The organism is Antarctobacter sediminis, assembly GCF_019218285.1.
In the GTDB taxonomy this organism is placed as follows: Bacteria; Pseudomonadota; Alphaproteobacteria; order Rhodobacterales; family Rhodobacteraceae; genus Antarctobacter; species Antarctobacter sediminis.
Genome location: NZ_JAHUZG010000007.1, coordinates 97,804 through 124,154, shown reverse-complemented (window position 1 = coordinate 124,154; position 26,351 = coordinate 97,804). Strand labels below are relative to the sequence as shown.

Sequence of the window (26,351 nt, the reverse complement as noted above, 5' to 3'; positions counted from 1 at the left end):
GTGTCCGGGTCAGATCCGTCCTGCGATCAGCAGCCACAGACAGAGCGCGCTTTCCGACAGGATGCAAACCAGATAGGCGGGCTGAAAGCTCTCCCACAGGTCCGGTGCGATCAGGCGCAACACGCCACCCGCCAGATAGACCAAACCGGCGGCAGCAATCCCTATTGCCAGAAGGCGCGGCGTTGCGCCCATCGACAATAGCCTGGCCATGATCAGGCTGTTCACGCCGAACAGGATCAGACCGATGTCATATCCCAGCCCGTGCATCTGGGTCATGTGGACGGCAAGGCGCGGCGCATCCGTCAATAGGGCCGGGGCGCTGGACAGGGCGATCAGGCTGGCCCCGATCAAGACCGCCTGGCCAAGTCGAAACACCATCGCAGCGCGTGCCATGGTTTTGGACCGGGTCTTGAGCAGGTCATAGAACAGCAGTGCCAGCGCAATATCTGCCAGCAACATGACCACGTCCGCCAGCAGGCTGAGCCGGAATTGCCGCATGTTGCTGGCGATCGCCTGGGCCACGTCGGGCGGGGCGCCCTGCAACAGCGGACCCCGCAATGCCAGCTCTGCGGTCAGTCCGCAAAGGATGATCACAAGATAAAGCGCACCGGCACTGCGCGTAGATGCAGATTGGGTCTGGGGATCAATCATGGCAGTGCCTTTCGCGGATCAAAAGCGTCGGAACGGTCTTAATCCATGCTGATAAAGTTGAAAATTGACGTGATATGCAGTATAGTCATGCGTAAATGTATATGTTTCAAGTCGGAGGGAACCAAGCACGTCTCTGTGACGCTTTGACATAAAGGGTGACGCGGGTGCTTTGCGATCTTAACTGATTTGCCAAGCTACCGCTAACGGTGCAGGACTTGAACTCTTCGGTTCAGTACCTATTTCATGTTAAACCGCGTAACATACGGGTCCGAACAGAGGGAACAGACGAGATGTCGAACTACAAGAATTTGCCGGCGCCCTCGCCGGAGGCCGGCCTGAGCCGATACCTTCAGGAAATTCGGAAGTTTCCGCTTCTGGAGCCTGAACAGGAATACATGCTCGCCAAACGTTGGGTCGAGGACGAAGACACCGGTGCGGCGCACCAGTTGGTCACGTCGCACCTGCGATTGGCGGCCAAGATCGCCATGGGCTATCGCGGCTACGGTCTGCCGCAGGCCGAAGTGATTTCCGAGGCCAACGTCGGCCTGATGCAGGCGGTGAAACGCTTTGACCCGGAAAAAGGCTTTCGTCTGGCAACCTACGCCATGTGGTGGATCCGTGCCTCGATTCAGGAATACATCCTGCGGTCGTGGTCGCTTGTGAAGCTGGGCACCACCAGCGCGCAAAAAAAGCTGTTCTTCAACCTGCGCAAGGCAAAGAGCCGCATCGGCGCGCTGGAGGATGGCGACCTGCGTCCGGAACACGTGGAAAAGATCGCCACCGATCTTGGCGTGACCCAGGATGAGGTCATCAGCATGAACCGCCGACTGTCCGGTGGTGACGCTTCGCTGAACGCCACTGTCGGGTCCGAAGGCGAAGGCACGATGCAATGGCAGGATTGGCTGGAAGACGAAGATGCCGATCAGGCTGGCGACTATGCCGAACGTGATGAGCTTGAGGCGCGCCGCGCTTTGCTGGTCGAGGCGATGGACGTCCTGAACGACCGCGAAAAGGACATTCTGACCCAACGCCGCCTGACGGATCAGGCGGTCACGCTCGAAGAGCTATCGGGGCAATATGACGTGTCCCGAGAGCGGATTCGCCAGATCGAGGTGCGCGCGTTTGAAAAGCTGCAAAAGCGGATGCGCGACCTTGCCAAAGAGCAGGGCATGCTGGCCGCAGTCTGACCGATCGGCATCAATAGACGCAAAGGCGGGGCTGTAAATGCTCCGCCTTTTTTGTTGCCTTGACGTAGGGTCGCGCGCTTAGCTGAAAGAGATCAGCAGCGGGGAGCACGGCATGAAAATCGCGATCATGGGGGCCGGGGCGCTGGGGGGCTACTTTGGCGCGCGCCTGCAAGAGGCCGGGCACGAGGTCTGGTTCATTGCGCGCGGTGCGCATCTGCGGGCGATGCAGGCCTCCGGTCTGACGGTCATCAGCCCAAGGGGGGACATGACGCTGCCGCAGGTCCGTGCGACCGACGATCCGGCAGAGGTCGGCCCGGTGGATCTGGTGCTGTTCATGGTCAAGAACCGCGATGTCGAAGCGGCAGGTCAGCAGATCACACCGATGCTGACACCGGACACCATGGTGGTGACCTGCCAGAACGGGATCAGCGCATGGCAGCGTCTTGCCGCGGTTGTCGGGCAAAAACATGTCGTACCCGGCGTTGCCCGCATTCCGGGTGAAATCACGCGCCCCGGGGTCATCACCCATACGGCGCCGCTGGACATATTGCTGTTCGGCGAGGCGGATGGCGGCATCAGCGCGCGCTGCCGCCGGTTGGAACAGGCGCTGGCCGAGGCAGGCACAAGCCCGCAACCTCTGGACAATATCCTGCACGAACTTTGGTCGAAATTCTGCGGTCAGTCCGTGCTGGCCTCAATGACGACGCTGACAGGCGAAAACATCGGCCCGCTGCGAGAGACTGCCGAGTCCCGGCAGTTGTTCCGGGACGCCATCGCCGAGGCCGTGCAGGTCGGCAAGGCCGTCGTGCCCGACCTGCCCGATGACCTGCTGGAGCGGAACTGGCATTTCGTTGAAATGCTGCCCGACCACATGCATGCCTCTATGCTGGACGACCTGCGCAACGGCAAACCGCTGGAACACGAATATCTCAGCGGTGACGTGGTGCGGCTGGGGCGGGAACATGGCGTTCCGACACCGATCCATTCGGTGTTTTACGCCGCGCTCAAACCGGTGGCCGACCGGTTGGAGACAGCAGCCGGTCAATCCTCGTAAAGCGGTCCGCGTTTCCATCCTTCCTCGGCGATGAAGGCTGGCAGTCTGCCGCTGGCCATGACCTTGTCCGAGTTGATCCGCAATAGGATGTCCTCGCGGTTTTCCAGCAGGGGTGTGAAATCGGTGACATGCGTCACGTTCATGTAGATGCCCACAAGCTCTGGCAGACCAGCCAATGCCGAAATATCCGTCACCGGCGTGTCAGAGAAGCTGAGCAATTGCAGCGCGGTCATTCCCTTGATGGGAGAGAGGTCTTCGACCTGTGTTCCGGTCAGGAACAGGGTCTTGAGACGCGTCTTTCCTGCAAGCGCCGAGATGTCACGGATCTTGCTGTTCTTAGCGCGCAGGGATTCCAGATTCATCGCCGGTTCCAAGGCGGCAATGTCCACGAGGCCGGAACCTTCGGCCATCAGTTCCGTAAAGGCGGGGCCGACGGTCAGCCCGTCCAGACTGGTAATGTCGACACCGTCGACATTCAGGAGTTGCAGCGCCGGGGTCGGGCCAAGACCCTGTAAATCCGCCAGCGTCACGTCCCAGAAACCGAGAATCCGAAGGTTGCTCAACGCGCCGTTCGCGTCCAGATCCCGCAGGCTGGGCCCGTTCAGACGCAGGTTTTCGACCGTGCCCAGAGTGGTGGGGGGAATATCAGACAGGCCAACAACATCTCGCAGCCACAACGCTTTGAGCGAGGTCATACGCCCGAGAAATCCGAACTCGGCCAGGTCATTGTCCTGAAGCCGGATGGCAAGGAGATGTGGCAGGTCCACGTCATCCCACCGCGCGCCCGGCAAGTCCTGCACCCGCAGATAAGTCATCCGGTCGAGGCTGTTGAGCGGAGCAAGGTCCACGGTGCGCGCCGGATCACCGTCGCCGTGCAATTCGACCCGCGTGACCCAAGGCGTTTGGGACAGTTTCGGCAAGTCTTTCAAGGCATCGGGGCCGATTTTCACGCCATCGGTTTGGGGCGTCAGGCAATGGTCGCCGATCTGGATGCAGTCCTGCGCAAAGGCGGCAGGGGCTAGAAGGCACAGCGCAAGGGAAAGGGCACGCAACATCTGGAGTTTCCGCAAAGGTCATTGGTCGCGCCGGGTGATGCCATTCGGCGTCATCATGCGCAAGCCGAGGTTGCGCGGCGCGCCGCGATGGGCCAAGTTTGCGCTAACAATTTCGGGGAGGACAAGATGGCCGATCACGTTCGTTGGGGTATTCTGGGCGCGGCGAAATTCGCGCGTCAGCACATGGGACCAGCCATTCACATGGGGCGGCGGGGGCGCCTTGCCGCCCTTGCAACCTCATCGGCAGAGAAGGCCGCACCGTTTGCGGCGCTTGCACCGGGACTGGTGGTTCATGACAGCTATGAGGCGCTGCTGGCCGATCCTGACATCGACGCGGTCTATGTGCCGCTGCCCAATCATCTGCATGTCGAATGGACGATCAAGGCTCTTGAGGCCGGCAAGCACGTGCTGGTGGAAAAGCCGCTGGCCATGTCCGCCCCGGAATTCGATGCCGTGATCGCCAAACGCGACGCCACCGGGCTGCTTGCGGCCGAAGCTTATATGATCGTGCATCATCCCCAATGGCAAAAGGCGGCGCAACTCTACCGTGAGGGCACAATCGGAAAGCTGGTGCGGGTCTCGGCGGCGTTTTCCTACGACAACCGCGTCGACACCGAGAACATTCGCAACCGGCCGGATACGGGCGGCGGCGCGGTGCCGGACATCGGGGTCTATATCTACGGGGCGGCGCGTTTCGTGACCGGCGAAGAGCCGTCGGAAATCCTATCGGCCGTGGTAGACCGCGAAAACGGCGTGGATGTCTGGACACATGTCACCGCGCGTTTTCCTTCGTTTCACTACACCGGGGTTGTGTCGATGCGGATGGCTCCGTGGCAAGAGGTGGTGTTTCACGGCGAAGAAGGCGTCATGAAGCTGAGCGCGCCATTCAACGCCGGTGTATACGGCGAGGCGCGCGTGGTGCTTCAGTCCCGAGATCTGGTGGAAACGGTCCACCGTTTTCCAGCGGACAACCACTATGTCCATCAGGTTGAGGCGTTCAATGCCACGGTGCTGGACCGTGCGGAATACCCCTGTCCCTTGGAATTCAGCCGCGGCACGCAGGCAATGATCGATATGGTCTGGGCAAAAGAGGCGGGCTGAGGCCCGCCTGCCTTGCGGCGCTACAGGTCGGCAATGGTGATGACCACCTTGCCGGTGGATTTACGGCTGCGCAGCAGTTCCATGCCTTCGGCGGCGCGGTCCAGCGGCAGAACGTTGCTGACATGCGGTTTCAGGCGACCTTCGCCGTGCCATGCCATCAGTTGTGCCAGCGATCCGGTCAGCACCTCGGGCCGGAAGGCAAGATAACCGCCCCAATACAGGCCCATCACCGAAAGGTTCTTGACCATCAGGTGGTTGGCCTTGATCTGCGGGACATCACCGCTGGCAAATCCAATGGTCAGGATGCGGCCCTCGGGGCGACAAGACCGAAAGGCCGCCGTGAACTGTTCACCGCCCACCGGATCATAAACCACGTCCGCGCCGCCAAGCGCCTTCATCTCGGCCCGGATGTCGCCATCCGTGGCGTCGATCAGGTGATCGGCCCCGGCGGCCTTGGCAGCTTCCAGCTTGTCCTTGCCGCGCGCACAGGCCACGACGCGGGCGCCCATCAGCTTGCCGATCTCGACGGCGGTCAGGCCCACGCCCCCCGCCGCCCCAAGGACCAGCAGCGTTTCGCCGGGTTGCAGCCGTGCCCGATGGTCCAGCGCCAGATGGCTGGTGCCATAGGCGATCTGGAAACCTGCGGCATCGGTCCAGCCCATGCTGTCGGGCAGTTTCACCGCCCGGTTGGCTTCGAAACACCCGTATTCCGCAAGCCCGCCCTTGCCGCCAAAAACCGCCACCCGGTCGCCGGGGGCGAAGCCTTCGACGCCTTCGCCAAGCGCATCGACGATTCCCGAGACCTCCATTCCCAGCACGAAAGGCAGCTCTGGCGTATCCTGATAGGTGCCTTTCTGCATCAGTAGGTCCGCGAAATTCAGGCCACAGGCTGCGATCCGCAGCCGGATTTCACCCTTTGCGGGGGCCGGAACGGAAATGTCGCACAGCTCTGCCGGGGCTTCGTGGTCTGTCAGGTAAAAGGCGCGCATCCGGTCCTCCGCTTGCAGTTTTGTCTTTGCCTACCGAAGTTTGCGTGCAAGTCAAAGCGTCGGCGGTGTCGCGCGGAACAAAAAGTAACCAGAGTCTTTCAGGCGCAGTTCAACTTTGTCGTGTTTTCCGGATCCGTTTACCATCAAGAGGTGGTTGCGCGACTTGATTTTGAAGACCGTTATGATGTAGCTCTTTATGTCATAAACGTGTTAGATGACGCTGGTTCTGGGGGATTGGGGTACGGTCCCGGCTCATCTGGTCACACCCATAGAACAGGAAGACTCAGATGGCGCACCCCGTTGACGTACACGTCGGTAAACGCATTCGGCATCGCCGCTGGCTTGTGGGCATGACGCAGCAGCAACTGGCGGAGCGCGTCGGCATCAAGTTCCAGCAAATCCAGAAGTACGAAACAGGCGCAAACCGTGTCAGCGCGTCTCGTCTCTGGGACATCGCCGATGCCCTGGACGTGCCGGTCAGCTTTTTCTTCGAAGGCATTGAGAGCGAGAATGCCGGCGAGGAAACCGCTGCCGAAAGCGTGCCTGCGGACATCATGGGCGACAAGGAAGCACTGGACCTTGTCCGGTCCTACTATGCGATCCCGGAAAACCAGCGTCGCCGCCTGTTCGAACTGGCGCGCGTGCTGTCCGACGTGGCTTGAGCCGCGCTCGTCCCTGCTGTAGCCCGGCATCGGGCCACAGGAGGGACGCATGGACCGGATTCCGGCAGTACTTGCCAATGAACTGATCGAAACGGCAGAGGCGATGGCCGCCGCTGCCGGCGAAACCATTCTTCCACATTTTCGTCAGCGAGACCTGTCGGCCGAAAACAAGGCCGGCGGTGGGGCTTTCGATCCGGTTACGGTGGCCGATCGCGCCGCTGAACGTGCCATGCGGGATGTTCTGGCGCAACGCCGCCCCGAAGATGCGATCCTGGGTGAGGAATACGGTGCCCAACCCGGCATCAGCGGCCTGACATGGGTTCTGGATCCGATTGATGGCACGCGGGGATTCTTGTCTGGCACGCCAACCTGGGGGGTCCTGATCGCGGTGCGCGACGCAAACGGGCCGATCTACGGGGTCATCGACCAGCCCTATACACAGGAACGCTTTCGCGGCGGGCTTGGGCGCGCCGATTTTGCCGGACCTCACGGCGGTGGGGCGCTGGCCGTGCGCGGTACGACCCGCCTTGAAGAGGCGATCCTTTTCACCACCTTCCCCGAAGTCGGCACGCCGGAGGATCGCGCCGGGTTCGAACGGGTGGCAGCCGAGGCGCGGCTGGTGCGTTATGGCATGGATTGTTATGCCTATGCGCTGTTGGCTGCGGGACAGATCGATCTGGTCATCGAGGCAGGGCTGCACACCTATGACATCCTTGCCCCCATCGCAGTGATCGAAGCCGCTGGCGGTGTTGTCACCAACTGGGAGGGCGGGCCGGTGCATGACGGCGGTCGGGCCTTGGCCGCCGCCACACCAGAGCTGCACGCCGCCGCGCTGGACCTCTTGCGCGCCGCAAGCTAAGGTCGCGCTTTAGGGTCCGCGTCCTTTCCCTTTTCTGGCGGTCCCGTTCCGGTCTCTCACCGAAAAGGGGTTTGTGAGGGGCTGACATGGCAAAAACCGAAATCCTGATCCGCAATGCACGCACTGTTCTATGCATGGATGATGCGGGCAGCGAGCTGACACAGGCCGACATCCGCCTGCGCGGCGGTGTCATAGTCGAAATCGGGCAGGGGCTGACCACCCAAGGACGCGTGATAGACGCCGCCCGCTGTGTGGTGACGCCGGGCTTGGTGAACACGCATCACCACCTGTACCAGACCCTGACCCGGGCCGTTCCCGGCGGGCAGGACGCGCTGTTGTTCGGCTGGCTCAAGACGCTCTACCCGATCTGGGCCCGATTTGGCCCGGACGAGATGTTCACCTCGGCGCAGATCGGGCTCGCAGAACTGGCGCTGTCCGGGTGCACCATGTCTTCGGACCATTTGTATCTGTACCCGAATGGTTCACGGCTGGACGATACCATCGCGGCCGCGCGCGAGGTGGGCCTGCGGTTTCACCCAACGCGCGGCGCGATGAGTATCGGGGAAAGCGCCGGGGGGCTGCCACCGGATGCCTTGGTCGAAGATGAGGCTGCGATCCTTGAGGATTGCATCCGTGTGATCGACGCCTTCCACGATGCCTCGGATGGAGCGATGGTGCGCGTGGGTGTCGCCCCCTGTTCGCCGTTTTCCGTCAGCCGCGAGTTGATGCGGGATGCGGCGCTGCTTGCGCGGGACAAGGGCGTGCGGCTGCACACCCATCTGGCGGAAAACGACGAGGATATCGCCTATAGCGAGACGCGGTTCGGCTGTCGCCCCGGCCAATACGCTGAAGACCTCGGCTGGACCGGCGAGGATGTCTGGCACGCGCATTGTGTCAAGCTGGACGACCGCGAGATCAACCTCTTTGCACGTTCAGGAACGGGTGTTGCCCATTGCCCCTGTTCCAATTGTCGTCTGGGCAGCGGCATCGCCCCGGTGCGGGCGATGCGCGACGCCGGGGTCAATGTGGGGCTGGGGGTCGATGGTTCTGCCAGCAATGACGCCGGAAATCTGGCGGCGGAGGCGCGGCAGGCCATGCTGTTGCAACGCGTCACACGCGGCGCGGACGCGATGAGCGCACGCGAGGCGCTGTGGATTGCGACGCGCGGTGGGGCGCAGGTGCTTGGGCGGACGGACTGCGGCCAGATCGCGCCGGGCAAGCGGGCGGATCTGGCGCTTTGGGATGTCAGTGGGCTGGAAAGCGCCGGTAGCTGGGATCCGGCGGCGCTGCTTCTGGCCGGGCCACAGCGCGTGCGATACCTTGTGGTCGAAGGCCGCGTGCTGGTCGAGGACGGTCGGATGGTCAGCTTTGACCTCGACGCGGCGGTCAGGCGCCAGAATGCACTGGCGCGGCGGCTGGCAGAGCAACTCTAGGGGGAGAGGTCGATGCGTCTGGTCTTGATGTTTGCGGTCTGCGCCGCTGTGGCGTCCTGCGGCGTGGTGCCCAAGATGGGACGATTTTCGGGGCAGGGCGCCCCGCGTGCCGAAACCGCAACGCGCGGGTTTGGCGGTTTCGGGACCGGGCAAGGGGGCGCAGCGCTGAATGCCTTTCGGGCCGAACATGGCCTGCCGCCGCTGTCGCGTTCAGCCAAGCTTGAGGCGGCGGCGCGGGCGCATGCTCTGGACATGGATCGCCGGGGCTTTTTCGATCACGTGGCTCCCGGAGGCGGCAATCCCATGACCCGGGCGGAAAAGCTGGGCTATCGCCCCTGCATGATTGCCGAGAATATTGCCAAGGGTCAGCGTTCGCTGGCCGAAGTCATGTCCGACTGGGCCGGGTCGCCCGGGCATCGCCGCAACATGTTGGCGTCGGGGGCCACGCAATACGGGCTGGTGCGCAGCGACCGCGACAGTTGGGTCATGGTGGTGGGGCGCGACGGCTGTTGACGGGGACGCCGGACGACGCTCGTCGCGGCCCTTGGCCGCAACGTCGCCCCGCCCACCGTCCCTAAGGCGTGTGCCCGAAGCACAGGTCTATTCTTCGACGTCGTCCATATCGACCTGACCGGAGAGCTTGCGCCGGATGATCGACCAGCTGAGCCCCACGCCCAGCACCAGCGACAGGGCAAAGATGCCGATCCAGGTCGACAGTTTCGGATCTGACAGGTCAAGCAGTCCATAATAGACCAATGCCCAGAGAATCGCGCCCACAAGCCCGAGGACCAGGGCCATCCCCAGCACGCCGATCGACCTGAGCGTGGCGCGCAGGTAGATGATATATCCGATCAGCAGCACGATTCCGAACAGCACAACCAACGGCAGGTTTCCGTCCACGTTGGTCATGGCCCAGCGGATATAGTTGAACTGGCTCGGGTTATAGGTGGCGGCCAGCAGGACGAAGGCAAAAAGCCAGCGCAGCAGGAAACTCATCGGGGGACCTCCATCACTTTGCCGCCTTGCTGCCCTGATGCGCCGCGCCTGTCCAGTGCCTTGCGGCGATTTTGCGGTTTCACCGGCGGCATTGCGCGCGTATACACGCGCGGGTTTGCAACGCCGTAAAGGGGAATGCCATGGCTAATGTGGTCGTCGTGGGCGCGCAGTGGGGTGACGAAGGCAAGGGCAAGATCGTCGACTGGCTGTCGAGCCGGGCGGATGTGATCTGCCGTTTTCAGGGCGGTCACAATGCCGGTCACACGCTTGTGGTCGAGGGCAAGGTCTACAAGCTGCATGCCCTGCCGTCGGGCGTGGTGCGCAAGGGCAAGCTGTCGGTGATCGGCAATGGCGTGGTCCTTGACCCCTGGCACCTGGTCAAGGAAATCGAGACCGTGCGCGCACAGGGGGTGGAGATCACGCCCGAAACGCTGATGATCGCCGAGAACACGCCGCTGATCCTGCCGATCCACGGCGAATTGGATCGCGCACGCGAAGAAGCCGCCTCGAAAGGGACCAAGATTGGCACCACGGGGCGCGGAATCGGTCCGGCCTATGAGGACAAGGTCGGGCGGCGCGCTGTGCGTGTTGCGGACCTTGCGGATGAAGCGACGCTGGAGGCGCGGGTGGACCGCGCATTGCAGCATCACGATCCGCTGCGCAAGGGGCTGGGGATCGAACCGATCGACCGCGCGGCCCTGTTGGCGCAACTGAAGGAGATTGCGGCGCAGATCCTGCCCTATGCGGGACCGGTCTGGAAGGTGCTCAACGAACGTCGCCGCGCCGGACAGCGTATCCTGTTCGAAGGCGCGCAGGGTGCGCTTCTGGATATCGACTTTGGCACCTATCCCTTTGTCACCTCGTCCAATGTGATTTCGGGGCAGGCGGCCACCGGCACCGGGATCGGGCCGGGTGCGATCGATTTCGTGCTGGGCATCGTCAAGGCCTATACCACCCGCGTGGGGGAAGGTCCGTTCCCGACCGAACTGTTGGACGAGGACGGTCAACGGCTGGGCGAGCGCGGGCATGAATTTGGCACAACCACCGGGCGCAAGCGCCGGTGCGGCTGGTTCGACGCTGTTCTGGTGCGCCAGACCTGCGCCACTTCGGGTGTGAACGGCATTTCGCTGACCAAGCTGGATGTGCTGGACGGTTTCGAGACGCTGAAGATCTGCGTGGGCTATGAACTGGATGGCAAGGTGCTGGATTACCTGCCATTTGCCGCCGACGAACAGGCGCGCTGCGTGCCCGTTTACGAAGAGATGGCAGGCTGGAGCGAGTCGACCGAGGGCGCGCGCAGCTGGGCGGATCTGCCTGCGGCGGCGATCAAATATGTGCGCCGTGTCGAGGAACTGATCGGTTGCCCGGTTGCCCTGTTGTCCACGTCGCCGGAACGGGATGACACGATTCTGGTCACCGATCCCTTCGCGGACTAAATCCACCGCAGGCGGCGCCCGGTGCGCCGCCCCGGGGAGAGGAGCAAGAGCAATGGCACTCAGCTACAAGGCGCGCAGGCGCTGGTCGCTTGTGGTTCTGGTGATCGGGTTCCCGCTGTACATCGGGCTGGCTTGGGGTGTGCTGAGCCGGTTGGAGCTGTGGCAACTGCCCGTGGCGGTGGAATTCCTGATCTACGTCTTTTTCGGCGTGGCATGGATCTTTCCCTTGAAGCCGATCTTCAAGGGGGTCGGGCAGGCCGACCCGGACGCGCAGGACTGAACGGGAAGGCGGGACGGACGCTCGTCCCGGCCTTTGGCCGGAACATCGCCCCGCCCACCATCCCTTTGGGCGTCGAACCAAACAAAAAGCCCCGCGTCATGGCGCGGGGCTTTTTGTGTGTTCAGCAACAGGATCAGCCGTTGGCGGCAGGTTTGAAGCTGATGCTGTCTGCGGCGGTGAAACGGCCGCCCGAGGTCTTGCGGATCTTGCCCTCGCGCAGGAGCTGGCCAAAGCTGCGCAGCCGGTCCTCGCGCGAACTGTCGGTGACTTCGGCCTGCCGCAGGGTGGTCATCAGCTGCGGGCGCGAGAATTGGTCCCGGCCTTCGACGTAGGACATGTAGGCCGCCGCCGCTTCGAGCAGTTCCGGCAATTCCGCCGCACCCATGTCACGGGCATAGGCGGCGAAACCTTCGGCATCGCCCGCTTCGGCTGCGTGGCGGGGTTCGGGCGCGGGCACGGTGCGGCGCACGCGGCGCGGGCGCACCGGGGTGGCCGTCTCTTCCGGTTCACCGGCAACACGTTGTTCCGCCACCAGTTTCAGCGGGCTTGGGGCCTCTGCCGGGGCGGCGGGGCGGGCGACATTGTGGCTGACGCTTTGCGGGCGGCGCGGGCGCACCACGCTGGCCAGATCCTCGCGGTAGGGTTCCTGTTCCTCGGCGGCATCCGCCTTGCGGCCCAATAGACGGTCGGCCTTGGTCGCGGCAACGGCTGCCCGCAGATGGGCGATGGCGCTGCGGCGGCGATTGCCTTCGGGTTCGTCCATCTCGGTGTTGGTCTGGTCCAGCAGGCGAGAGGTGTCCGTGTCGCCGACCTCGCGTTCCGTCAACAGGGCGCGGGCGGGGCTGGCCAGCTTGACGGCCTTGCGGGCGCTGTCCTTGACGGTTTCTTCGATGTCGTCGTCCCAGTCGATGTCCGGCGTATCCACCGGTTCGTCGGTGATGGGATTGTCCAACCGCAGGGGCATGTCCTGATCCGGCATCGCCTCGGCCACGGCAGCGGCCAGCCCGCTGTCCTCGTCCTCGCCGTCCAGTTCCTCGGCTTCGGCCACGGCGGCGGCGACACCGGAGGGCGCTGCGTCATCGTCTTCGTCCCAAGCGCCGAAGTCGCTGGCCAGTTCTGCCTTTACGGCGGCCAGTTCGCGGGCGAGTTCTTCTTCTTCCTCGGGGCTGAGGCTGCTGGTGTCGCCCAGCGTGTCGAGACCGTCGTCGGCATCGTCAACCACTTCTTCCAGAGTGCCCTGATCGATGGCCTGTTCAAAGGCGGCGCGCTTGACCTTTACGATCCGGGCGCGGACCGGGGGCGTGTCCGCCGGGACGGGGTCGTCCGCGTCGGCGCTGTCCGCCAGCGGGTCGATGGTGGCTTCGGGTGCCCATTCCTCGTCCAGCGCAGCTTCGAGCGCCGCCGGATCGATGTCCTGGTCGTCCTGTGCAAGGGCCGAAAGCGCGGCGTCCAGATCGTCACTTTCGGTCGGATCGGACAGTGCGGCATCTTCTGCCTGTGGCAAGTCCGCGACCGGGCTGTCGTGATCGCCATGGGGTTCGCCCGCCATCAGGCTGGCCACGGCTGCGTCAAGCACGCTGTCCGTTTCCCCGTCCTCGTCAAGGTCCAGGTCAAGGACGTCATCGGCGTCATCCAGCGCCGGACCCAGGTTCAAATCGGCCACCTCGGTATCGCCGCTTTCGACGACCAGTTCGTCCAGCAGGGTTTCCAATCCGCTGTCATCGGGCTGTTCCGACAGAGGGTCTGAAAGCTCGGCCTCCTCTGACAGGTCGGCGTCGTCGGCCACTGGACTGTCATCCTCTTCGGATGTGCTGGCGACCACGGCGCGGATGCGGTCCAGCTTGGCCGCGATGTCGTCCGGTGCGGAGGGCTGCGGAGCAGGCGCAGCCTCCGTCCCGTCGGGAGCCAGATCGTCCAGCACGGCCTCATGAGTCAGGTCGTGGGTCGCAGGCTCCGGAGTTTCGGTCAGAACGGCAGTGGCTTCGATCGTGTCGTCATCGGGCAGCAGGTCGTCGACATATTCGGCGGGGCCTTTCATCGCGGCGGCCATGGCCCCGGCCGAGGCGGCAGCCGCCATCACGCGGGGCGGGCTGCCCAGCGAGAGGGTGCCGCTGCCCGGTTCGGACAGACGGTCGCGCAGGTATTCCGATGCCAGTTCCGGGTCGAACTGCGGCGGTTCGGCACCAAAGAACCTGTCTTCGCCCACGACGCCGCGGAAGAATTGAGTCGCCTCCTTGACGGCCTCCAGCGGGTCGTCGAACCCTTCGGCAGTACAGGAGAAGGTCCCGTAGGACACGGTCAGGATCTTGCTCGAACTCACCATCGTGCTGCTCACTTTCTTTCGTTCTGCAACAGTGTGTTTACCACGCTGACCGGGACGAAAGCTGATCGATTCTGTGCCCACAAGGGTATCATTTCGTGACCGGATTGTGATCTGTTTCGCAAACCGCCATTAATCTGACATGAATTCTAAAGTTGTTCAGAGTGTGACCCCGGTGCTGCTTGTTGGCGGCGGAGAGGTCGATGACGCGGTTCTTCGGCAGGCGCTGGGGGCGGCAGAGGTGGTGGTGGCTGCGGATGGCGGCGCGGCGCGGGTGCTGGCGTTGGGGCGGATGCCCGATGCGGTTTACGGTGACATGGATTCGCTGGACCCGGCGGTGCAGGCGCAACTGGATCCGGGCGTGTTGCGGGCCATTACCGAACAGGACAGCACCGACTTCGACAAATGCCTGCGCCATATCGAGGCGCCGCTGGTCTTTGGCTATGGCTTTCTTGGCAAGCGGTTGGACCACCAACTGGCTGCGATGACCGTTCTGGCCAAGCGCCCGGACCGGCGTTGCATCCTGATCGGGACCGAGGATCTGGCCCTGATCTGTCCGCCGGATCTGTCGCTGGACCTGCAACCGGGCACGCGCCTGTCGCTATACCCGATGGCACCGTCGACCGGTCGGTCCGAGGGGCTGCGCTGGCCCATCGACGGGTTGACCTTTACCACCGCAGGCACCATCGGCACGTCGAACGAGACCACCGGTCCGGTCCGGCTGACCATGGACGGGCCGGGAATGATGCTTATCCTGCCGGTGGCGTGCCTGAGTGAACTGCTTGCGGGGCTGGCGGCCTCGCCTTCTGCATGGCCCGTTCGCGCATGACGATATATAGGCCCGATCCAATGGTCACGGCGATGCCAAGGCTTGCCAGCGGGCCGGGCAGATCACCAAAGATGGCAAAGCCCACCGCCGTGGCAAAGGGAATTTCAAGGTATTGCATCGGTGCAAGGGTCGATGCAGGCGCATAGCGCAGGGACCATGTCATCAGAAGATGTGCAAAGGTCCCGGCGATCCCCATCAGCGTAATCAGCGTCCAGCCGCGCCCATTCGGGGCGGTCCACTCCAGCGCGGGCAGACGCTCGGCGGGCGTCAGCGCCATGACAGGCAGCAACAGCGCGAGGGCGATCACGGCAGAGACCGCCTGCATCCCGATCGGATCGGTGACACCGGCGATGCGGCGCGTCACCAGCATGAACAGTGCAAAGACCAAGGCCACCCCCAGCGGAAGCAGCGCGGGCCAGCCGACCTCGGTAAAGGCGGGCTGCACCACCAGCAGGGTGCCGACAAAACCCACCGCGCAGGCCGTGATGCGACGCAGACCAACCTCTTCGCCAAGAAACCAATAGCCCAGCAGAAGCATGATGAAAGGCATGACAAAGGCGATGGCTACGGCGTCGGCCAAGGGCAGGTAAAGCAGCGCGCTGAACATCAGCCCGATCCCCGAGATGTGCAGCAGGGTGCGCAGGAAGACATAGCCAAAGGTCCGCCGGTCCATGCGCCAGACCCGTCCGGTGGCCAACGTCAAGGGAACGAGGATGGCAGCCTGAAAGGCAAAACGCAGGGTGACAAGCTGCCCGACGGCCATTTCCGGCCCCAGCAGTTTGGCAAGTGCGTCGGCAAAAGGCGCCAACAGACAGAAGCCCAGCATCAGGCCAATGCCCAGCAGCGGGCGATCGTTATCAAGGGTACTCATGCGCGGAGCCTAGCGCCGGCGCGTCAAAGGCGAAACGCCAAAAGCACCTATGTGGCGTCGGGGGCGTCGATGCTGTCCAGCAACGCGGGCAGGGCAGAGACCGGGAGGGTGGGTCTTTGGCGCCATGGGGCGTGACCGTACATGGTGTAGGCCCCGAACAGGACCAGAACGACCAGCGGCAGAACCATGCCGGTGATCCGGTCCGAAGCAACGCCGGTGGCCAGCGCCGCGATCCCGATCCCCAGTCCCATGACCAGCGCCAGCAGCCCGATCCCGAACCAGACCGCGCGCAGTCTGCCGCCTTCGCCGATCCGCACCGGTAGATCCGGAGCGCGTTCTGCCAGACGCTCGGCCACGGCGCGGCACAGCGCGCGGTGCGCGGCCCGGTCAGGGTGCGTGCCGGGCAGGCCGAGGCGGCTGTTTATGGCGATGCGGATCATCCCGGCCGGGCTGGACAGGTCCAGACGCCGCATCCGCATCAACTGTACCTTCATGTCGACCAGCGTGGCTTGGTTCACGGTGCCAAGATCAAGCGACCCTTGCGGGCCGGAAAGCTGATCGCCCTCCAGCCGCCATTCTGTCGCCGCGCGCAGGGGCGCGGGCTTGAAGGAGAAACGCTCAGTCAAGCGCGCGCCAGCCAATGTCGCGCCGGTGAATGCCTTCGGGCCAATCGACAGCATCGACCAACGCATAGGCCCGGTCGCGGGCTTCTTGCAGGGTCGCGCCGCGGGCGGTTGCATTCAGCACCCGGCCGCCATTGGCCAGAACACGCCCGGTTTCGGACTTGGTGCCGGCATGGAACATCATGTGGAAGCTGTCCTCGGGCAGGCTGTCCAGACCGCGGATTTCCGTGCCCTTGGCGTAGCTGCCGGGATACCCTTTGGCGGCCATGACCACCGTCATGGCGTGGTCTTCGGCCCATGTGACCTGCGCCTCGGCCAGCCGCCCCTCGGCGCAGGCATGCATCAGGTCCAGAGCCTGCGCGCCCAGACGCAACATCAGCACCTGACATTCCGGATCGCCGAAACGCACATTGTATTCCACCAGCCGGGGCTGACCGTTTTCGATCATCAGGCCAACGTAGAGCACACCCTGATAGGGCATGCCGCGCCGGACCATCTCGGCCATTGTCGGGCGCACGATTTCGTCCAGTGCTTTTTGGGTGACGGCATCGGTCATGATGGGCGCCGGGGAATAGGCCCCCATGCCCCCGGTATTGGGGCCGGTGTCGCCTTCGCCGATACGCTTGTGATCCTGCGCAGTGCCCACAGGCAGGCAGGTGTCCCCGTCGACCAGCACGAAGAAGGAGGCTTCTTCGCCGGTCATGAATTCTTCGATCACCACTTCGGCGCCCGCACCGCCAAACGCGCCGCCGAACATGTCGTCGACCGCCGCGCAGGCCTCTGCGACGGTTTCCGCGATGATGACGCCTTTGCCCGCCGCCAGCCCGTCGGCCTTGACCACGATGGGCGCGCCTTCTGCGCGGATATGGGCCCTGGCGGCTTCGGCGTCGGTGAAATGCCCGTATCCGGCTGTTGGGGCCTGTACCGCGGCACAGATTTCCTTGGTGAAGCTTTTCGAGGCCTCCAGCCGGGCCGCCGCCGCCGAGGGCCCGAAGACAAGGATGCCGGATTCGCGCAGACGGTCCGCAACGCCGGCGGCCAGCGGTGCCTCGGGTCCGATGATCACGAGGTCGATGGCATTTTCGCCGGCGAATTCCGCGACGGTTCCCGGATCTTCGATGTCGAGCGTCGCGCATTCCGCGATCTGGGCGATTCCGGCGTTGCCCGGCGCGACGATCAGCTTGTCGCATTTCGGGTTCTGAAGCGTGGCCCAGGCGAGGCTGTGCTCCCGGCCACCGCTGCCGAGGATGAGGATGTTCACGCGCGCGCTCCTTGTTGTGGCGGGCAAGGGGGCGCTGCCCCCGTCGCCGCTGGCGACTCCCCCGGAGTATTTTGACCAAGAAGAAACCTGGGGGCGCGGGGTTTCTTGGCCTTTTGGGGTCGTTTAAGGTCAGCCGCAGGCAAGAGCAAGCGAGGCGGCATGGACCTTATCGAGGACGGACCGGCGGGCAACACACCGGAATTCAGCGTCAGCGAGCTTTCAGGCGCGGTGAAGCGCATGATCGAGGGCGAATTCGGCCACGTCCGGGTGCGTGGCGAAGTGGGGCGCGTATCGCGGCCACGGTCCGGGCACATATACCTTGACCTCAAGGATGACCGTTCGGTGATTTCCGGCGTGATGTGGAAAGGCGTGGCCGCGCGCCAGCAGACCATGCCCGAGGAGGGTATGGAGGTAATTGCCACCGGGCGGCTGACCACTTTCCCGGGGCAGTCGAAATACCAGATCGTCATAGACGAGATCCGCCCAGCCGGGGCAGGTGCGCTGATGGCGATGCTGGAGAAACGCAAGGCGATGTTGCAGGCCGAGGGCCTGTTTGCGGCTGAGCGCAAGAAGCCCTTGCCCTATCTCCCTGAAATCATCGGTGTGGTGACCTCGCCTTCGGGGGCGGTGATCCGCGATATCCTGCACCGGTTGCGGGATCGTTTCCCACGCAAGGTCTTGATCTGGCCGGTGGCGGTGCAGGGGGCGAATTCCGCGCCCGAGGTGGCCCGCGCCATCGAAGGGTTCAACCGGTTGACGCCGGGTGGCGCGTTGCCACGGCCCGATCTGCTGATCGTGGCGCGGGGGGGCGGATCGGTCGAAGACCTCTGGGGCTTCAACGAGGAAATCGTTGCGCGGGCGGCCGCGGCATCTGACATTCCGCTGATTTCTGCGGTGGGTCATGAGACAGATACCACGCTGATCGACTATGTGTCGGACCGCCGTGCGCCGACGCCGACGGCGGCGGCGGAACTGGCGGTGCCGGTGCGGATCGAATTGATCGCCGCCGTACGCGATTTCGGTGCGCGGACAGAACGCGCCATGACGCTGCGTCTGGAAACCCGGGGGCAGCGCTTGCGCGATCTGGCGCGGGCCTTGCCCAGGGCCGAGGACCTGTTGGATGGTCCGCGCCAGCAGTTGGACCTGCACGGCGAACGGCTCCCCCATGCGTTGATCCGGCTTGTGGAACGGCGGCAGTTGCGTTTGTCGCAAGTGGCGGGGAGCCTGCGCCCTTCGGTTCTGACGCGGGCCATATCGGTGGACCGCCAGCGCCTGTCCGACCGGTCGTCGCGGATTGCCCCGGCGCTGGCCCGTCTTGTTGCCGCGCGCCGTGAGGCGCTGGGCCGCCGGGCCGACCGCCTGACCCCGCGTCCCATCCAGCGCGAGATTGCCGTTCAGGGGGAGCGTCTGGACGGGCTGTCCCGGCGGTTGGAGGAGGCGATGACCACCCGCCGGGCTGAAATGCAGGCCCGTCTGGATGCGCTGGCCCGCCTGCACGAGACGCTGGGCTATCGCGAAACGCTGCGCCGCGGCTATGCCGTTGTGCGCGGCGATGGCCATGTGGTGACGACCAAGGCCGCGGCTGACGGGGCCACCGGGCTGGAGATCGAATTTGCCGATGGAACGCTTAAGCTTGGCGGACGGTCTTCATCCCGCAAACCGGAGAAACCGAAACCACCCGAACAGGGCAGCCTGTTCTAAGGGCCGCGCAATGATCTGCGCCACGAGCACCCGCAGGCTTTCCTTTTCTTCTGCGCTCGCATAGGATTCGCTGCAACGCATCAATGCCTTGGGAGGTAACCTGTGGCCGAGAGTGAAAAACCGCTTCTCATCAAGCGCTATGCCAGCCGGCGGCTCTATAACACGGAGACCTCCGACTATGTCACGCTCGAAGACATCGCCGGGTTCATCCGGGACGGGCGCGAGGTCAAGATCGTCGACCTGAAATCGGGTGACGATCTGACCCGCCAGTACCTGCTGCAAATCGTGGCCGAGCATGAAAGCAAGGGCCAAAGCGTCCTGCCGATCAACGTTCTGACGGATCTTGTGCGCAGCTACACGACGCAGGCCACCAGCGCCGTGCCGCAGTTCCTTGCCGCCAGTTTCGAGATGTTTCGCGATAGCCAGTCGAAATGGTTCGAGAACGTCAATTCCATGAACCCGATGGCCAAGGGGTTCGAGGCGATGCAGGCCCAGCAAGAGGCTTTCCTGAAGGCCATGACCGGGGCGCGCCCGGGAGAAGAGGGCGACAAGCCCGCGCAGCCTGCCTCGGAAAGCAAGGAAGACCTCGAAACCATAAAGAAACAGCTGTCCGATCTTCAGGCGAAGCTGTCCAAGCTGGACAAGTAAATCGTTACAAAGCTTGCATGGTGAAAAAGAAAAGAGCGGGAGAACTCCCGCTCTTTTCTTTTGTGTCTGACTGATGGCACGCCCGACCACGGCGATAGCGCGGCGGTCGGGCGCGGGCCCGCCTTCAGGTGCCATAGGCGCGTGTTGGCGCCATGACCTGCTCGGCGGCGCGGACAAGAACCGCAGCCACCGCATCGCAGTCCGTGAGTGTCAGGCGGGCGGGCAGGCGGGTGTCGCAGGCGCGCATCAGCATGGCGCGGGTCTGCGGCAACTCTGGCATTTCAGGCAGGAATTGCCAGTTCCAGAAGGCGCGGGCGTTGTCGCGGCTCAAGCCAAAGACCTGCACCTTGACGCCTTCGGCCTCGGCGGCTTCGGCAAAGGCGCGCACCTCGGCGTCGTCCATACCCGTCAGGTTGAACTGAAGCGAATCCGGCGCGCGCTCCTCGGGGCCCAGTTTGTCGGGGACCTCAATCCAAGGGCTTTCGTTGATCCGTGCGGCCACGTGGTCATGGTTGCGGCGGCCATCGTTCACCCGGCGGTCGATATGCGGCAGCTGGGGCCGGATCACCGCGGCGGACAGGTTCGACATGCGCAGGTTGTACAGCGGCAGCTTGTTCTGCCACCGGGCAAAGGCCGCTTCGAGTTCGGCGGAATTGTCACCGGGGCGCAGGTGCTTTTTCCAGGCGTGTTCATAGGCGCCGGACAGGATCACTGCACGGGCCACCAGATCGGCGTCATCGGTCACCAGGATGCCCCCCTCACCGGCATTCACCAGCTTGTAGCTTTGAAAGCTGAAACAGCCGATCCGGCCAAGCGTTCCGATCTTGCGGCCATGCCAGGTGGTGCCCAGACTGTGCGCTGCGTCTTCGATCACCGGCACGTCGGCCTCGGCGCAAAGCGCAAGGATCGTGTCCATGTCCGAGGTATGGCCGCGCATGTGGCTGATGATAACGGCCTCTACCCCGGGCAGGCGGGCCGCGAAATCGCGCATGTCGATGCGATAGTTCTCCCCCACCTCGCAAAGGACGGGCACCAGACCCGCGTGCACGATAGACGAGGGCACGGCGGCAAAGGTAAAGCCGGGGATCATGACACGTGCCCCCTTGGGCAGGTTCAGCGCCTCCAGCGACAGGAACAGCGCGGCGGAACAACTCGACACCGCCAGCGCGTATTTCGTCCCCATGAAATCGGCGAACTCACGTTCCAACAGGGCAACGGGGGCGTCTTCCGGCGCGGTATAGCGGAACAGGTCGCCCGAGTGCAGCAGGCGGTCGATCTCGGCGCGGGCCTCGGCCGGAATCGGCTCGGCATCGTGCATGTTCGGAAGCATGTTTTCAAATTCCTGAACTGAGGTTTTCGAAAATGTAAAACAGTTGCCGAAACGGGAAAAGGCCAAAAGCGTCGCAGGCGAATGGCCCTGCGACCCGTGTGGCGCATTTGTCAGTTGTCTTTTGCCTAGATGCCCAGCCGGTCGCGCATCGCAAACCACGTCATGGCAAGCGACAGCAAAGGTGACCGCAAGGCCGGCCCGCCGGGAAAGGCGGGGCAGGGCAGGGCGGCAAAACAGTCGAACCCCTCGGACGGGCCGCGGACCGCCTCGGCCATCAACCGGCCCGCCTGTACCGCATTGCCCAACCCATGCCCGGAATAGCCCGAGGCGCTCAGCACATTCGGCGCAAGACGGGCCAGATGCGGCAGGCGTTTCATGGTGATCGCAAGCGTCCCGCCCCATGCGTGGGTCAGCGTCACATCACGCAGATGCGGAAAGATCTCGGTCAAAGGTTTGCGCACCTTGGCGCGAATGTCCTGCGGGAACCGGTAGCCATAGGTCTCACCGCCGCCGAACAGCAGCCGCTTGTCCGGCGACAGGCGAAAGTAATTCACCACAAAGCGGTCATCGGCCACGGCGATCTCTTCCGACAACACCCGGTCCGCGTCCTCGCCCAGCGGTTCGGTGGCCACGACGAAATTGTTGATCGGCATGACCCGCGCCGCAACCTGCCTGTCCAGACCGCCCAGATAGCCATTGCAGGCCAGGATCAGGTGGTCCGCTTCGACGCGCCCGCTTTCGGTCTGCACCGTCACCTTCTGACCTTGCGTGATGTGATGCACGGCGCTGCGCTCATGAATCCGGGCGCCCGCCCGATCCGCCGCCCGCGCCAGTCCCAGCGCCAGCTTCAGCGGGTTCAGATGTGCCGCTCCGCGATCCACGACCCCGCCCTTGTAAGCGGGTGAGGGGCACAGCGCCGCAAAACGCGCCGCGTCATGCACCTCCAGCGGGTAGTCATAGACCCGGTCCATGTGCTCGGCATAGGCATGCAGGTCGCGAACCGATCGGTCCGACGATCCGGCCCATGCGATCCCGTCCCGCAGATCACAATCGATCCCGTGCCGCACCGCCAGTTCCCGCACCAGCGCCTTGGCCTCCTCGCCCAGTTCCCAAAGTCGCCGGGCCGCATCCGGCCCAACCATCTTCTCCAACGTTTGCTGGTCCTGCCGCTGGCCCGAGCCAAGCTGCCCGCCATTCCGCCCCGAGGCACCGAACCCCACGCGATGCGCCTCGACCAGAACCACGTCGGCGCCGGCCTCTGCAAGATGCAGCGCCGCCGACAGGCCCGTGAACCCGCCGCCGACAATGCAGACATCGGCCCGGACCGCGCCCTTCAACACCGGGAAAGGCGCCAGCTCCGGCGTCACCGCCGCATACCAGCTTTCCGGATATGCCCCGCGTCGGTCATTGCTGAATAGCAGGTCCATGAGAGGCCTCGTCATTTCTTCTGTCCGAAAATATCCCGGGGGGAGGCTCGCCAGAGCCCGGGGGGCAGCGCCCCCCGCCCGGATAAACCCGCGCGCGCGTCAGCGCGCACCGCCGGATCACACGTTCAACAACAGGTGCTCCCGCTCCCAGGGAGAGATCACCTGTAGGAACTCCTCGTATTCGGCGCGTTTCACGATGGAATAGACCCGGGCGAATTCCGGCCCCAGCACCTCGTGCAGCGCGGTCGCCTCGTCAAACAGGTCCAGCGCCTGTCCCAGCACGCGCGGAATATCCCCGTCGCCCTCATAGGCATCCCCCCGGAACTGCTTTGAGGGGCGGCGTTCTTCCATCAGGCCAAGATAGCCGCAGGCCAGCGAGGCCGCGATCCCGAGGTAAGGGTTGCAATCCATCCCCGCCAGCCGGTTTTCCACCCGTCGCGCGGCGGGTCCCGACAGCGGGATGCGGATACCGGTGGTGCGGTTGTCGCGCCCCCATTCAAGGTTGATTGGCGCGGCGTGGTCTTTCACGTAGCGGCGATAGCTGTTCACATAGGGGGCCAGCACCGCGATGGCCGCCGGCATATGCGCCTGCAAACCGCCAATGAACTGGTAGAAAGCGTCCGTTTCACCGCCCTGGGGACCGGAAAACAGGTTCTGCCCGGTTTCCATGTCGAGGATCGAGTGGTGGATATGCATGGCGCTGCCGGGTTCGTCGGCGATCGGCTTGGCCATGAAGGTGGCAAAACAATCGTGCCGCAGCGCCGCCTCGCGGATCAGCCGTTTGAAAAAGAACACCTCGTCCGCCAGCTTGACCGGGCTGCCGTGCCGCAGGTTGATCTCCAGCTGCCCGGCGCCGCCTTCCTGCGTGATGCCGTCGATCTCAAAGCCCTGTGCCTCGGCGAAATCATAGATGTCGTCGATCACCGGGCCAAATTCGTCCACCGCAGTCATCGAATAGGCCTGCCGGGCCGCCGCCGGACGCCCCGAGCGCCCCATCATCGGCTTGATGTCCGTGGCCGGGTCCAGGTTGCGCGCCACGAGAAAGAATTCCATCTCCGGGGCGACAACCGGTTTCCAACCCTGCGCTTCGTACAGCGCGACCACCCGTTTCAGCACGTTGCGCGGGCTGAAAGGCACCGGCTCGTCATGCCGGTCAAAAGCGTCGTGGATCACCTGCAAGGTCCAGTCGCCTGTCCAGGGCGCGGCGGTGGCGGTGCTCATGTCCGGCTTCAGGATCATGTCCCGTTCGATGAACCCGTCATCGCCCGCGGCTTCGCCCCAGTCGCCAGTGATGGTTTGATAAAAAATCGAATCCGGCAGGTGGAAATAGCCCTGCCGGGCAAATTTCGACGCGGGCACGGCCTTTCCGCGGGCGATCCCCGGCAGGTCCGAGACAATGCATTCCACCTCGTCCAGCTTGCGCCCCTCCAGGTAGGCGCGGGCAGCTTCGGGAAGGCTTTCGGTCCAGTCACTCTGGGAAGTCGGATCCACGGGATGTCCTTTGTGTTTCAGGCGGCGCGCTCCGGCAACCGCTTGTGTTTCAGGAAGTGTATCAGGTCCTCGATCAACTCGGGGCTGTCGAGCGGGGTGTCATTGGCGGCACGCGCCGCCTGCAATAGCGGGTCCGGGACAACACCCGGGCCGCGGCTCTCGATCAATCCGCCGATAAAGCCGCCGTCGAATTCGGGGTGCGGCTGCACAGTATAGGCCTGACCGGGATAAAGCAGCGCGGCATGGGCGCAGAAATCATTGCTGGCCAGCGTTTCGGCGCCTTCGGGCGGCGTGATCACCTGATCCTGATGCCAAGCCATAACGGTCTTGGGGCCGCGCCCGGCAAAGTCATAGACCTGCGGGCCAATCGACCAGCCGCCGTCGAATTTCACCACCTTGCCGCCAAGCGCCTGCGCGATCACCTGGTGGCCGAAACAGATGCCCACAAGGGGACGACCGGCGGCGACGATCTGGCGAATGAACGCCTCCAGCGGCGCGATCCAGTCATGATCTTCGTAAACGCCGTGCCGTGAGCCGGTGACAAGCCAGCCATCGGCGGCCTCTGGTCCCGGCGGAAACTCTCCGTTCACCACGGCCCAGACCTGAAACTCGAACCCGGCGTGTTTCAGGACCTTGATGAACATATCCGGGTACTGGCCGTGTTCCTCGGCCAGTTCGGGCACCACGATACCGGTCTGCAAAATGCCGATTTTCATCACGTATCCATCATCGAAAGGGCGCAAGGGGGATCCCCTGCCGCAAGCTCATACCGTGTCGAGGTAGAGCTCCATCTGTTCATGTTTGGTCAGTTCGTCCATGTCGCGCAGTTCCTGACGCTTGGTCATGACGAAGTTTCGGATCAGTTCCTGCGGAAAGATCCGGCGCATGATCGTGCTGTTGTCGAAGGCGTCAATGGCGCTGCCCCAGTCCGAAGGCATCTGCGGCAGATCCTGATCATAGGCGTTTCCGGTGATCTGCGCGGGCGGTTCGATCCCGTCTTCCAGCCCGGTCAACGCAGCACCAAGGATGGCGGCCAGCGCCAGGTAGGGGTTCACGTCGCCGCCGGCGACACGGTGTTCGATCCGCCGCGCGACCGGCGCACCCGACGGCACCCGCACCGCCGCCGTGCGGTTGTCATAGGCCCAGCAGATCGCCGAGGGCGCATGGGCGTCCGGCACCAGACGCTCAAAGCTGTTCAGATGCGGCGCGTAGATCAGTGTGCTGTCCGCCAGCGCGGCAAGACAGCCGCCAATGGCATGGCGCAGCGCATCCGTTCCTTCGGCCCCGCCGTTGTCGAAGATATTCTTGCCGTCCTTGTCCAATACGCTGAAATGCGCGTGCATCCCGTTGCCGGAATAATCCTCGTAGGGTTTCGCCATAAAGCTGGCGGCAAAGCCGTGTTTCCGCGCCAGACCTTTGACCAGCATTTTGAACAGCCAGGCATCATCCGCCGCTTTCAGCGGGTCGGGCTGGTGCATCAGGTTGACTTCGAACTGGCCGATCCCGGCCTCGGAAATCAACGTATCGGCAGGGATGTCCATAACCTCGCAGGCTTCGTAGAGGTCGGTAAAGAACGTGTCGAAGGCGTCCAGCGCCCGGATCGACAGCACTTCGGCGGCATCGCGGCGCTTGCCCGAACGCGGGCTGACCGGCACCTGCAACTGCCGGCGGCTGTCGTCGATCAGGTAGAATTCCAGTTCCACAGCCACGACCGGCGTCAGACCTTTTTCGGCAAATCGGTTCTGGACGAAGGACAGCGCGTGGCGCGGGTCGCCCTCGTAGGGGCGGCCATCCTCGTGGAACATCCAGATCGGGATCAGCGCGCTGGGGGCTTCCAGCCATGGCATGGGCACAAAGCCGCGTTCGGTCGGGAAGAGGATCGCGTCACGGTCGCCGCTGTCAAAGACCAGCGGGCTGTCGGCAATATCCTCGCCCCAAATATCCACGTTCAGCGCCGAAAAGGGAAAGCGCGTGCCGTCCTTGAGCATCTTGATGGCGCTGGGGATCGGCATGCGTTTGCCACGGGCGACGCCGTTTACGTCACAAGCGGCGGCTCGGATGGTGCGGATTTGCGGGCGGTCATGCAGCCAGTCTGCGCTGGGGGCGGTCATTGGAAGACTCGTGTGTTTGAAATTTGATCAAATTGA

General features: G+C 63.9%; 25 protein-coding genes. 12 read left to right on the top strand and 13 right to left on the bottom strand.

The features are described 5' to 3' along the window. Positions 1-9: 9 nt before the first annotated feature. Positions 10-651, bottom strand: coding sequence for a DUF4386 domain-containing protein (locus tag KJP30_RS23000; protein WP_218451879.1), 642 nt, complete (start codon positions 649-651; stop codon positions 10-12). 290 nt (positions 652-941) lie between these two features. Between KJP30_RS23000 and rpoH the strand changes: the two genes are divergently transcribed. Beyond that, the gene (gene rpoH / locus KJP30_RS22995; protein WP_218451878.1) at positions 942-1,838 is read left to right on the top strand and encodes an RNA polymerase sigma factor RpoH; all 897 of its coding nucleotides are present in this window, start codon (positions 942-944) and stop codon (positions 1,836-1,838) included. 112 nt (positions 1,839-1,950) lie between these two features. Then, entirely contained in the window at positions 1,951-2,892 is a 942-nt protein-coding gene (locus KJP30_RS22990) for a 2-dehydropantoate 2-reductase (RefSeq protein ID WP_218451877.1), read from the top strand. Here KJP30_RS22990 and KJP30_RS22985 read toward each other — a convergent pair. Continuing rightward, complete coding sequence (locus KJP30_RS22985; protein WP_218451876.1) at positions 2,880-3,947, bottom strand: leucine-rich repeat domain-containing protein; 1,068 nt, start codon at positions 3,945-3,947, stop codon at positions 2,880-2,882. The two genes, KJP30_RS22990 and KJP30_RS22985, sit on opposite strands and share 13 nt — an antisense overlap. Before the next feature lie 126 nt (positions 3,948-4,073). Between KJP30_RS22985 and KJP30_RS22980 the strand changes: the two genes are divergently transcribed. Further along, positions 4,074-5,048, top strand: a complete 975-nt coding sequence (locus KJP30_RS22980) for a Gfo/Idh/MocA family protein (RefSeq protein ID WP_218451875.1) — start codon at positions 4,074-4,076, stop codon at positions 5,046-5,048. Positions 5,049-5,068: 20 nt separating this feature from the next. On the opposite strand, the gene KJP30_RS22975 is transcribed toward KJP30_RS22980, so the two are convergent. Then, positions 5,069-6,037 (bottom strand): NADPH:quinone oxidoreductase family protein, encoded by a 969-nt coding sequence (locus KJP30_RS22975; protein ID WP_218451874.1) that lies wholly within the window; start codon positions 6,035-6,037, stop codon positions 5,069-5,071. Between the two features lie 287 nt (positions 6,038-6,324). Between KJP30_RS22975 and KJP30_RS22970 the strand changes: the two genes are divergently transcribed. The 4 genes from KJP30_RS22970 to KJP30_RS22955 all read left to right on the top strand — a co-directional run bounded on the left by KJP30_RS22970 (position 6,325) and on the right by KJP30_RS22955 (position 9,504). Further along, positions 6,325-6,699 carry a helix-turn-helix domain-containing protein gene (locus KJP30_RS22970; protein ID WP_218451873.1) on the top strand — a complete coding sequence of 125 codons (375 nt, stop codon included), beginning with the start codon at positions 6,325-6,327 and terminating at the stop codon, positions 6,697-6,699. Between the two features lie 49 nt (positions 6,700-6,748). Next, complete coding sequence (gene hisN / locus KJP30_RS22965; RefSeq protein WP_218451872.1) at positions 6,749-7,558, top strand: histidinol-phosphatase; 810 nt, start codon at positions 6,749-6,751, stop codon at positions 7,556-7,558. Positions 7,559-7,644: 86 nt separating this feature from the next. Next, positions 7,645-8,991 (top strand): 8-oxoguanine deaminase, encoded by a 1,347-nt coding sequence (locus KJP30_RS22960; RefSeq protein WP_218451871.1) that lies wholly within the window; start codon positions 7,645-7,647, stop codon positions 8,989-8,991. A 12-nt stretch (positions 8,992-9,003) separates the two neighbouring features. Beyond that, positions 9,004-9,504, top strand: a complete 501-nt coding sequence (locus KJP30_RS22955) for a CAP domain-containing protein (RefSeq protein ID WP_246594714.1) — start codon at positions 9,004-9,006, stop codon at positions 9,502-9,504. 87 nt (positions 9,505-9,591) lie between these two features. On the opposite strand, the gene KJP30_RS22950 is transcribed toward KJP30_RS22955, so the two are convergent. After that, a complete protein-coding gene (locus KJP30_RS22950) occupies positions 9,592-9,987 on the bottom strand; it encodes a DUF6524 family protein (RefSeq protein ID WP_218451870.1) in 396 nt (131 codons plus the stop codon). 140 nt (positions 9,988-10,127) lie between these two features. On the opposite strand from KJP30_RS22950, the gene KJP30_RS22945 reads away from it, so the two are divergent. Further along, positions 10,128-11,423 (top strand): adenylosuccinate synthase, encoded by a 1,296-nt coding sequence (locus tag KJP30_RS22945; protein WP_218451869.1) that lies wholly within the window; start codon positions 10,128-10,130, stop codon positions 11,421-11,423. Between the two features lie 52 nt (positions 11,424-11,475). Next, a complete protein-coding gene (locus tag KJP30_RS22940) occupies positions 11,476-11,703 on the top strand; it encodes a DUF2842 domain-containing protein (protein WP_218451868.1) in 228 nt (75 codons plus the stop codon). A gap of 133 nt (positions 11,704-11,836) precedes the next feature. On the opposite strand, the gene KJP30_RS22935 is transcribed toward KJP30_RS22940, so the two are convergent. Further along, complete coding sequence (locus tag KJP30_RS22935; protein WP_218451867.1) at positions 11,837-14,038, bottom strand: hypothetical protein; 2,202 nt, start codon at positions 14,036-14,038, stop codon at positions 11,837-11,839. Positions 14,039-14,165: 127 nt separating this feature from the next. On the opposite strand from KJP30_RS22935, the gene KJP30_RS22930 reads away from it, so the two are divergent. Then, positions 14,166-14,852 (top strand): thiamine diphosphokinase, encoded by a 687-nt coding sequence (locus KJP30_RS22930; protein WP_218451866.1) that lies wholly within the window; start codon positions 14,166-14,168, stop codon positions 14,850-14,852. Here the strand turns inward: KJP30_RS22930 and KJP30_RS22925 are convergent. Genes KJP30_RS22925 through purD form a run of 3 tightly spaced genes read right to left on the bottom strand, consistent with a single transcriptional unit; the run spans position 14,773 to position 17,607 of the window. Next, positions 14,773-15,723: a DMT family transporter gene (locus KJP30_RS22925; RefSeq protein ID WP_218451865.1), complete on the bottom strand. Its 951-nt coding sequence runs from the start codon at positions 15,721-15,723 to the stop codon at positions 14,773-14,775. The two genes, KJP30_RS22930 and KJP30_RS22925, sit on opposite strands and share 80 nt — an antisense overlap. Before the next feature lie 47 nt (positions 15,724-15,770). Then, a complete protein-coding gene (locus KJP30_RS22920; RefSeq protein ID WP_218451864.1) occupies positions 15,771-16,349 on the bottom strand; it encodes a hypothetical protein in 579 nt (192 codons plus the stop codon). After that, positions 16,342-17,607 (bottom strand): phosphoribosylamine--glycine ligase, encoded by a 1,266-nt coding sequence (gene purD, locus KJP30_RS22915; RefSeq protein WP_218451863.1) that lies wholly within the window; start codon positions 17,605-17,607, stop codon positions 16,342-16,344. The genes KJP30_RS22920 and purD overlap by 8 nt, the downstream gene beginning before the upstream one ends. A gap of 159 nt (positions 17,608-17,766) precedes the next feature. Between purD and xseA the strand changes: the two genes are divergently transcribed. Together xseA and phaR are read left to right on the top strand one after the other, a co-directional pair. Then, positions 17,767-19,308: an exodeoxyribonuclease VII large subunit gene (gene xseA / locus KJP30_RS22910; RefSeq protein ID WP_218451862.1), complete on the top strand. Its 1,542-nt coding sequence runs from the start codon at positions 17,767-17,769 to the stop codon at positions 19,306-19,308. A 102-nt stretch (positions 19,309-19,410) separates the two neighbouring features. Next, positions 19,411-19,956 carry a polyhydroxyalkanoate synthesis repressor PhaR gene (gene phaR / locus KJP30_RS22905; RefSeq protein ID WP_218451861.1) on the top strand — a complete coding sequence of 182 codons (546 nt, stop codon included), beginning with the start codon at positions 19,411-19,413 and terminating at the stop codon, positions 19,954-19,956. 124 nt (positions 19,957-20,080) lie between these two features. Here phaR and KJP30_RS22900 read toward each other — a convergent pair whose 3' ends face one another. From KJP30_RS22900 to KJP30_RS22880, 5 genes are all read right to left on the bottom strand, one after another. Beyond that, positions 20,081-21,274 carry a DegT/DnrJ/EryC1/StrS family aminotransferase gene (locus KJP30_RS22900; RefSeq protein ID WP_218451860.1) on the bottom strand — a complete coding sequence of 398 codons (1,194 nt, stop codon included), beginning with the start codon at positions 21,272-21,274 and terminating at the stop codon, positions 20,081-20,083. 137 nt (positions 21,275-21,411) lie between these two features. After that, a complete protein-coding gene (locus KJP30_RS22895; protein ID WP_218451859.1) occupies positions 21,412-22,713 on the bottom strand; it encodes an NAD(P)/FAD-dependent oxidoreductase in 1,302 nt (433 codons plus the stop codon). A 117-nt stretch (positions 22,714-22,830) separates the two neighbouring features. Beyond that, positions 22,831-24,204, bottom strand: a complete 1,374-nt coding sequence (locus tag KJP30_RS22890; RefSeq protein WP_218451858.1) for a glutamine synthetase family protein — start codon at positions 24,202-24,204, stop codon at positions 22,831-22,833. 17 nt (positions 24,205-24,221) lie between these two features. Further along, entirely contained in the window at positions 24,222-24,920 is a 699-nt protein-coding gene (locus KJP30_RS22885; RefSeq protein ID WP_218451857.1) for a type 1 glutamine amidotransferase, read from the bottom strand. A gap of 48 nt (positions 24,921-24,968) precedes the next feature. Further along, entirely contained in the window at positions 24,969-26,315 is a 1,347-nt protein-coding gene (locus tag KJP30_RS22880) for a glutamine synthetase family protein (protein WP_218451856.1), read from the bottom strand. Positions 26,316-26,351: the final 36 nt, after the last annotated feature.

Bases quoted from the DNA above. Each gene is read 5' to 3' on its own strand.
- KJP30_RS22900 (WP_218451860.1), bottom strand. From the start codon at position 21,274: ATGCACGATGCCGAGCCGATTCCGGCCGAGGCCCGCGCCGAGATCGAC.
- rpoH (WP_218451878.1), top strand. From the start codon at position 942: ATGTCGAACTACAAGAATTTGCCGGCGCCCTCGCCGGAGGCCGGCCTG.
- KJP30_RS22880 (WP_218451856.1), bottom strand. From the start codon at position 26,315: ATGACCGCCCCCAGCGCAGACTGGCTGCATGACCGCCCGCAAATCCGC.
- KJP30_RS22945 (WP_218451869.1), top strand. From the start codon at position 10,128: ATGGCTAATGTGGTCGTCGTGGGCGCGCAGTGGGGTGACGAAGGCAAG.
- KJP30_RS22990 (WP_218451877.1), top strand. From the start codon at position 1,951: ATGAAAATCGCGATCATGGGGGCCGGGGCGCTGGGGGGCTACTTTGGC.
- KJP30_RS22925 (WP_218451865.1), bottom strand. From the start codon at position 15,723: ATGAGTACCCTTGATAACGATCGCCCGCTGCTGGGCATTGGCCTGATG.
- KJP30_RS22970 (WP_218451873.1), top strand. From the start codon at position 6,325: ATGGCGCACCCCGTTGACGTACACGTCGGTAAACGCATTCGGCATCGC.
- KJP30_RS22975 (WP_218451874.1), bottom strand. From the start codon at position 6,037: ATGCGCGCCTTTTACCTGACAGACCACGAAGCCCCGGCAGAGCTGTGC.
- KJP30_RS22940 (WP_218451868.1), top strand. From the start codon at position 11,476: ATGGCACTCAGCTACAAGGCGCGCAGGCGCTGGTCGCTTGTGGTTCTG.
- KJP30_RS22895 (WP_218451859.1), bottom strand. From the start codon at position 22,713: ATGGACCTGCTATTCAGCAATGACCGACGCGGGGCATATCCGGAAAGC.
- hisN (WP_218451872.1), top strand. From the start codon at position 6,749: ATGGACCGGATTCCGGCAGTACTTGCCAATGAACTGATCGAAACGGCA.
- KJP30_RS22985 (WP_218451876.1), bottom strand. From the start codon at position 3,947: ATGTTGCGTGCCCTTTCCCTTGCGCTGTGCCTTCTAGCCCCTGCCGCC.
- KJP30_RS22885 (WP_218451857.1), bottom strand. From the start codon at position 24,920: ATGAAAATCGGCATTTTGCAGACCGGTATCGTGGTGCCCGAACTGGCC.
- KJP30_RS22930 (WP_218451866.1), top strand. From the start codon at position 14,166: ATGAATTCTAAAGTTGTTCAGAGTGTGACCCCGGTGCTGCTTGTTGGC.
- KJP30_RS22955 (WP_246594714.1), top strand. From the start codon at position 9,004: ATGCGTCTGGTCTTGATGTTTGCGGTCTGCGCCGCTGTGGCGTCCTGC.
- xseA (WP_218451862.1), top strand. From the start codon at position 17,767: ATGGACCTTATCGAGGACGGACCGGCGGGCAACACACCGGAATTCAGC.
- KJP30_RS22980 (WP_218451875.1), top strand. From the start codon at position 4,074: ATGGCCGATCACGTTCGTTGGGGTATTCTGGGCGCGGCGAAATTCGCG.
- KJP30_RS22960 (WP_218451871.1), top strand. From the start codon at position 7,645: ATGGCAAAAACCGAAATCCTGATCCGCAATGCACGCACTGTTCTATGC.
- KJP30_RS23000 (WP_218451879.1), bottom strand. From the start codon at position 651: ATGATTGATCCCCAGACCCAATCTGCATCTACGCGCAGTGCCGGTGCG.
- KJP30_RS22950 (WP_218451870.1), bottom strand. From the start codon at position 9,987: ATGAGTTTCCTGCTGCGCTGGCTTTTTGCCTTCGTCCTGCTGGCCGCC.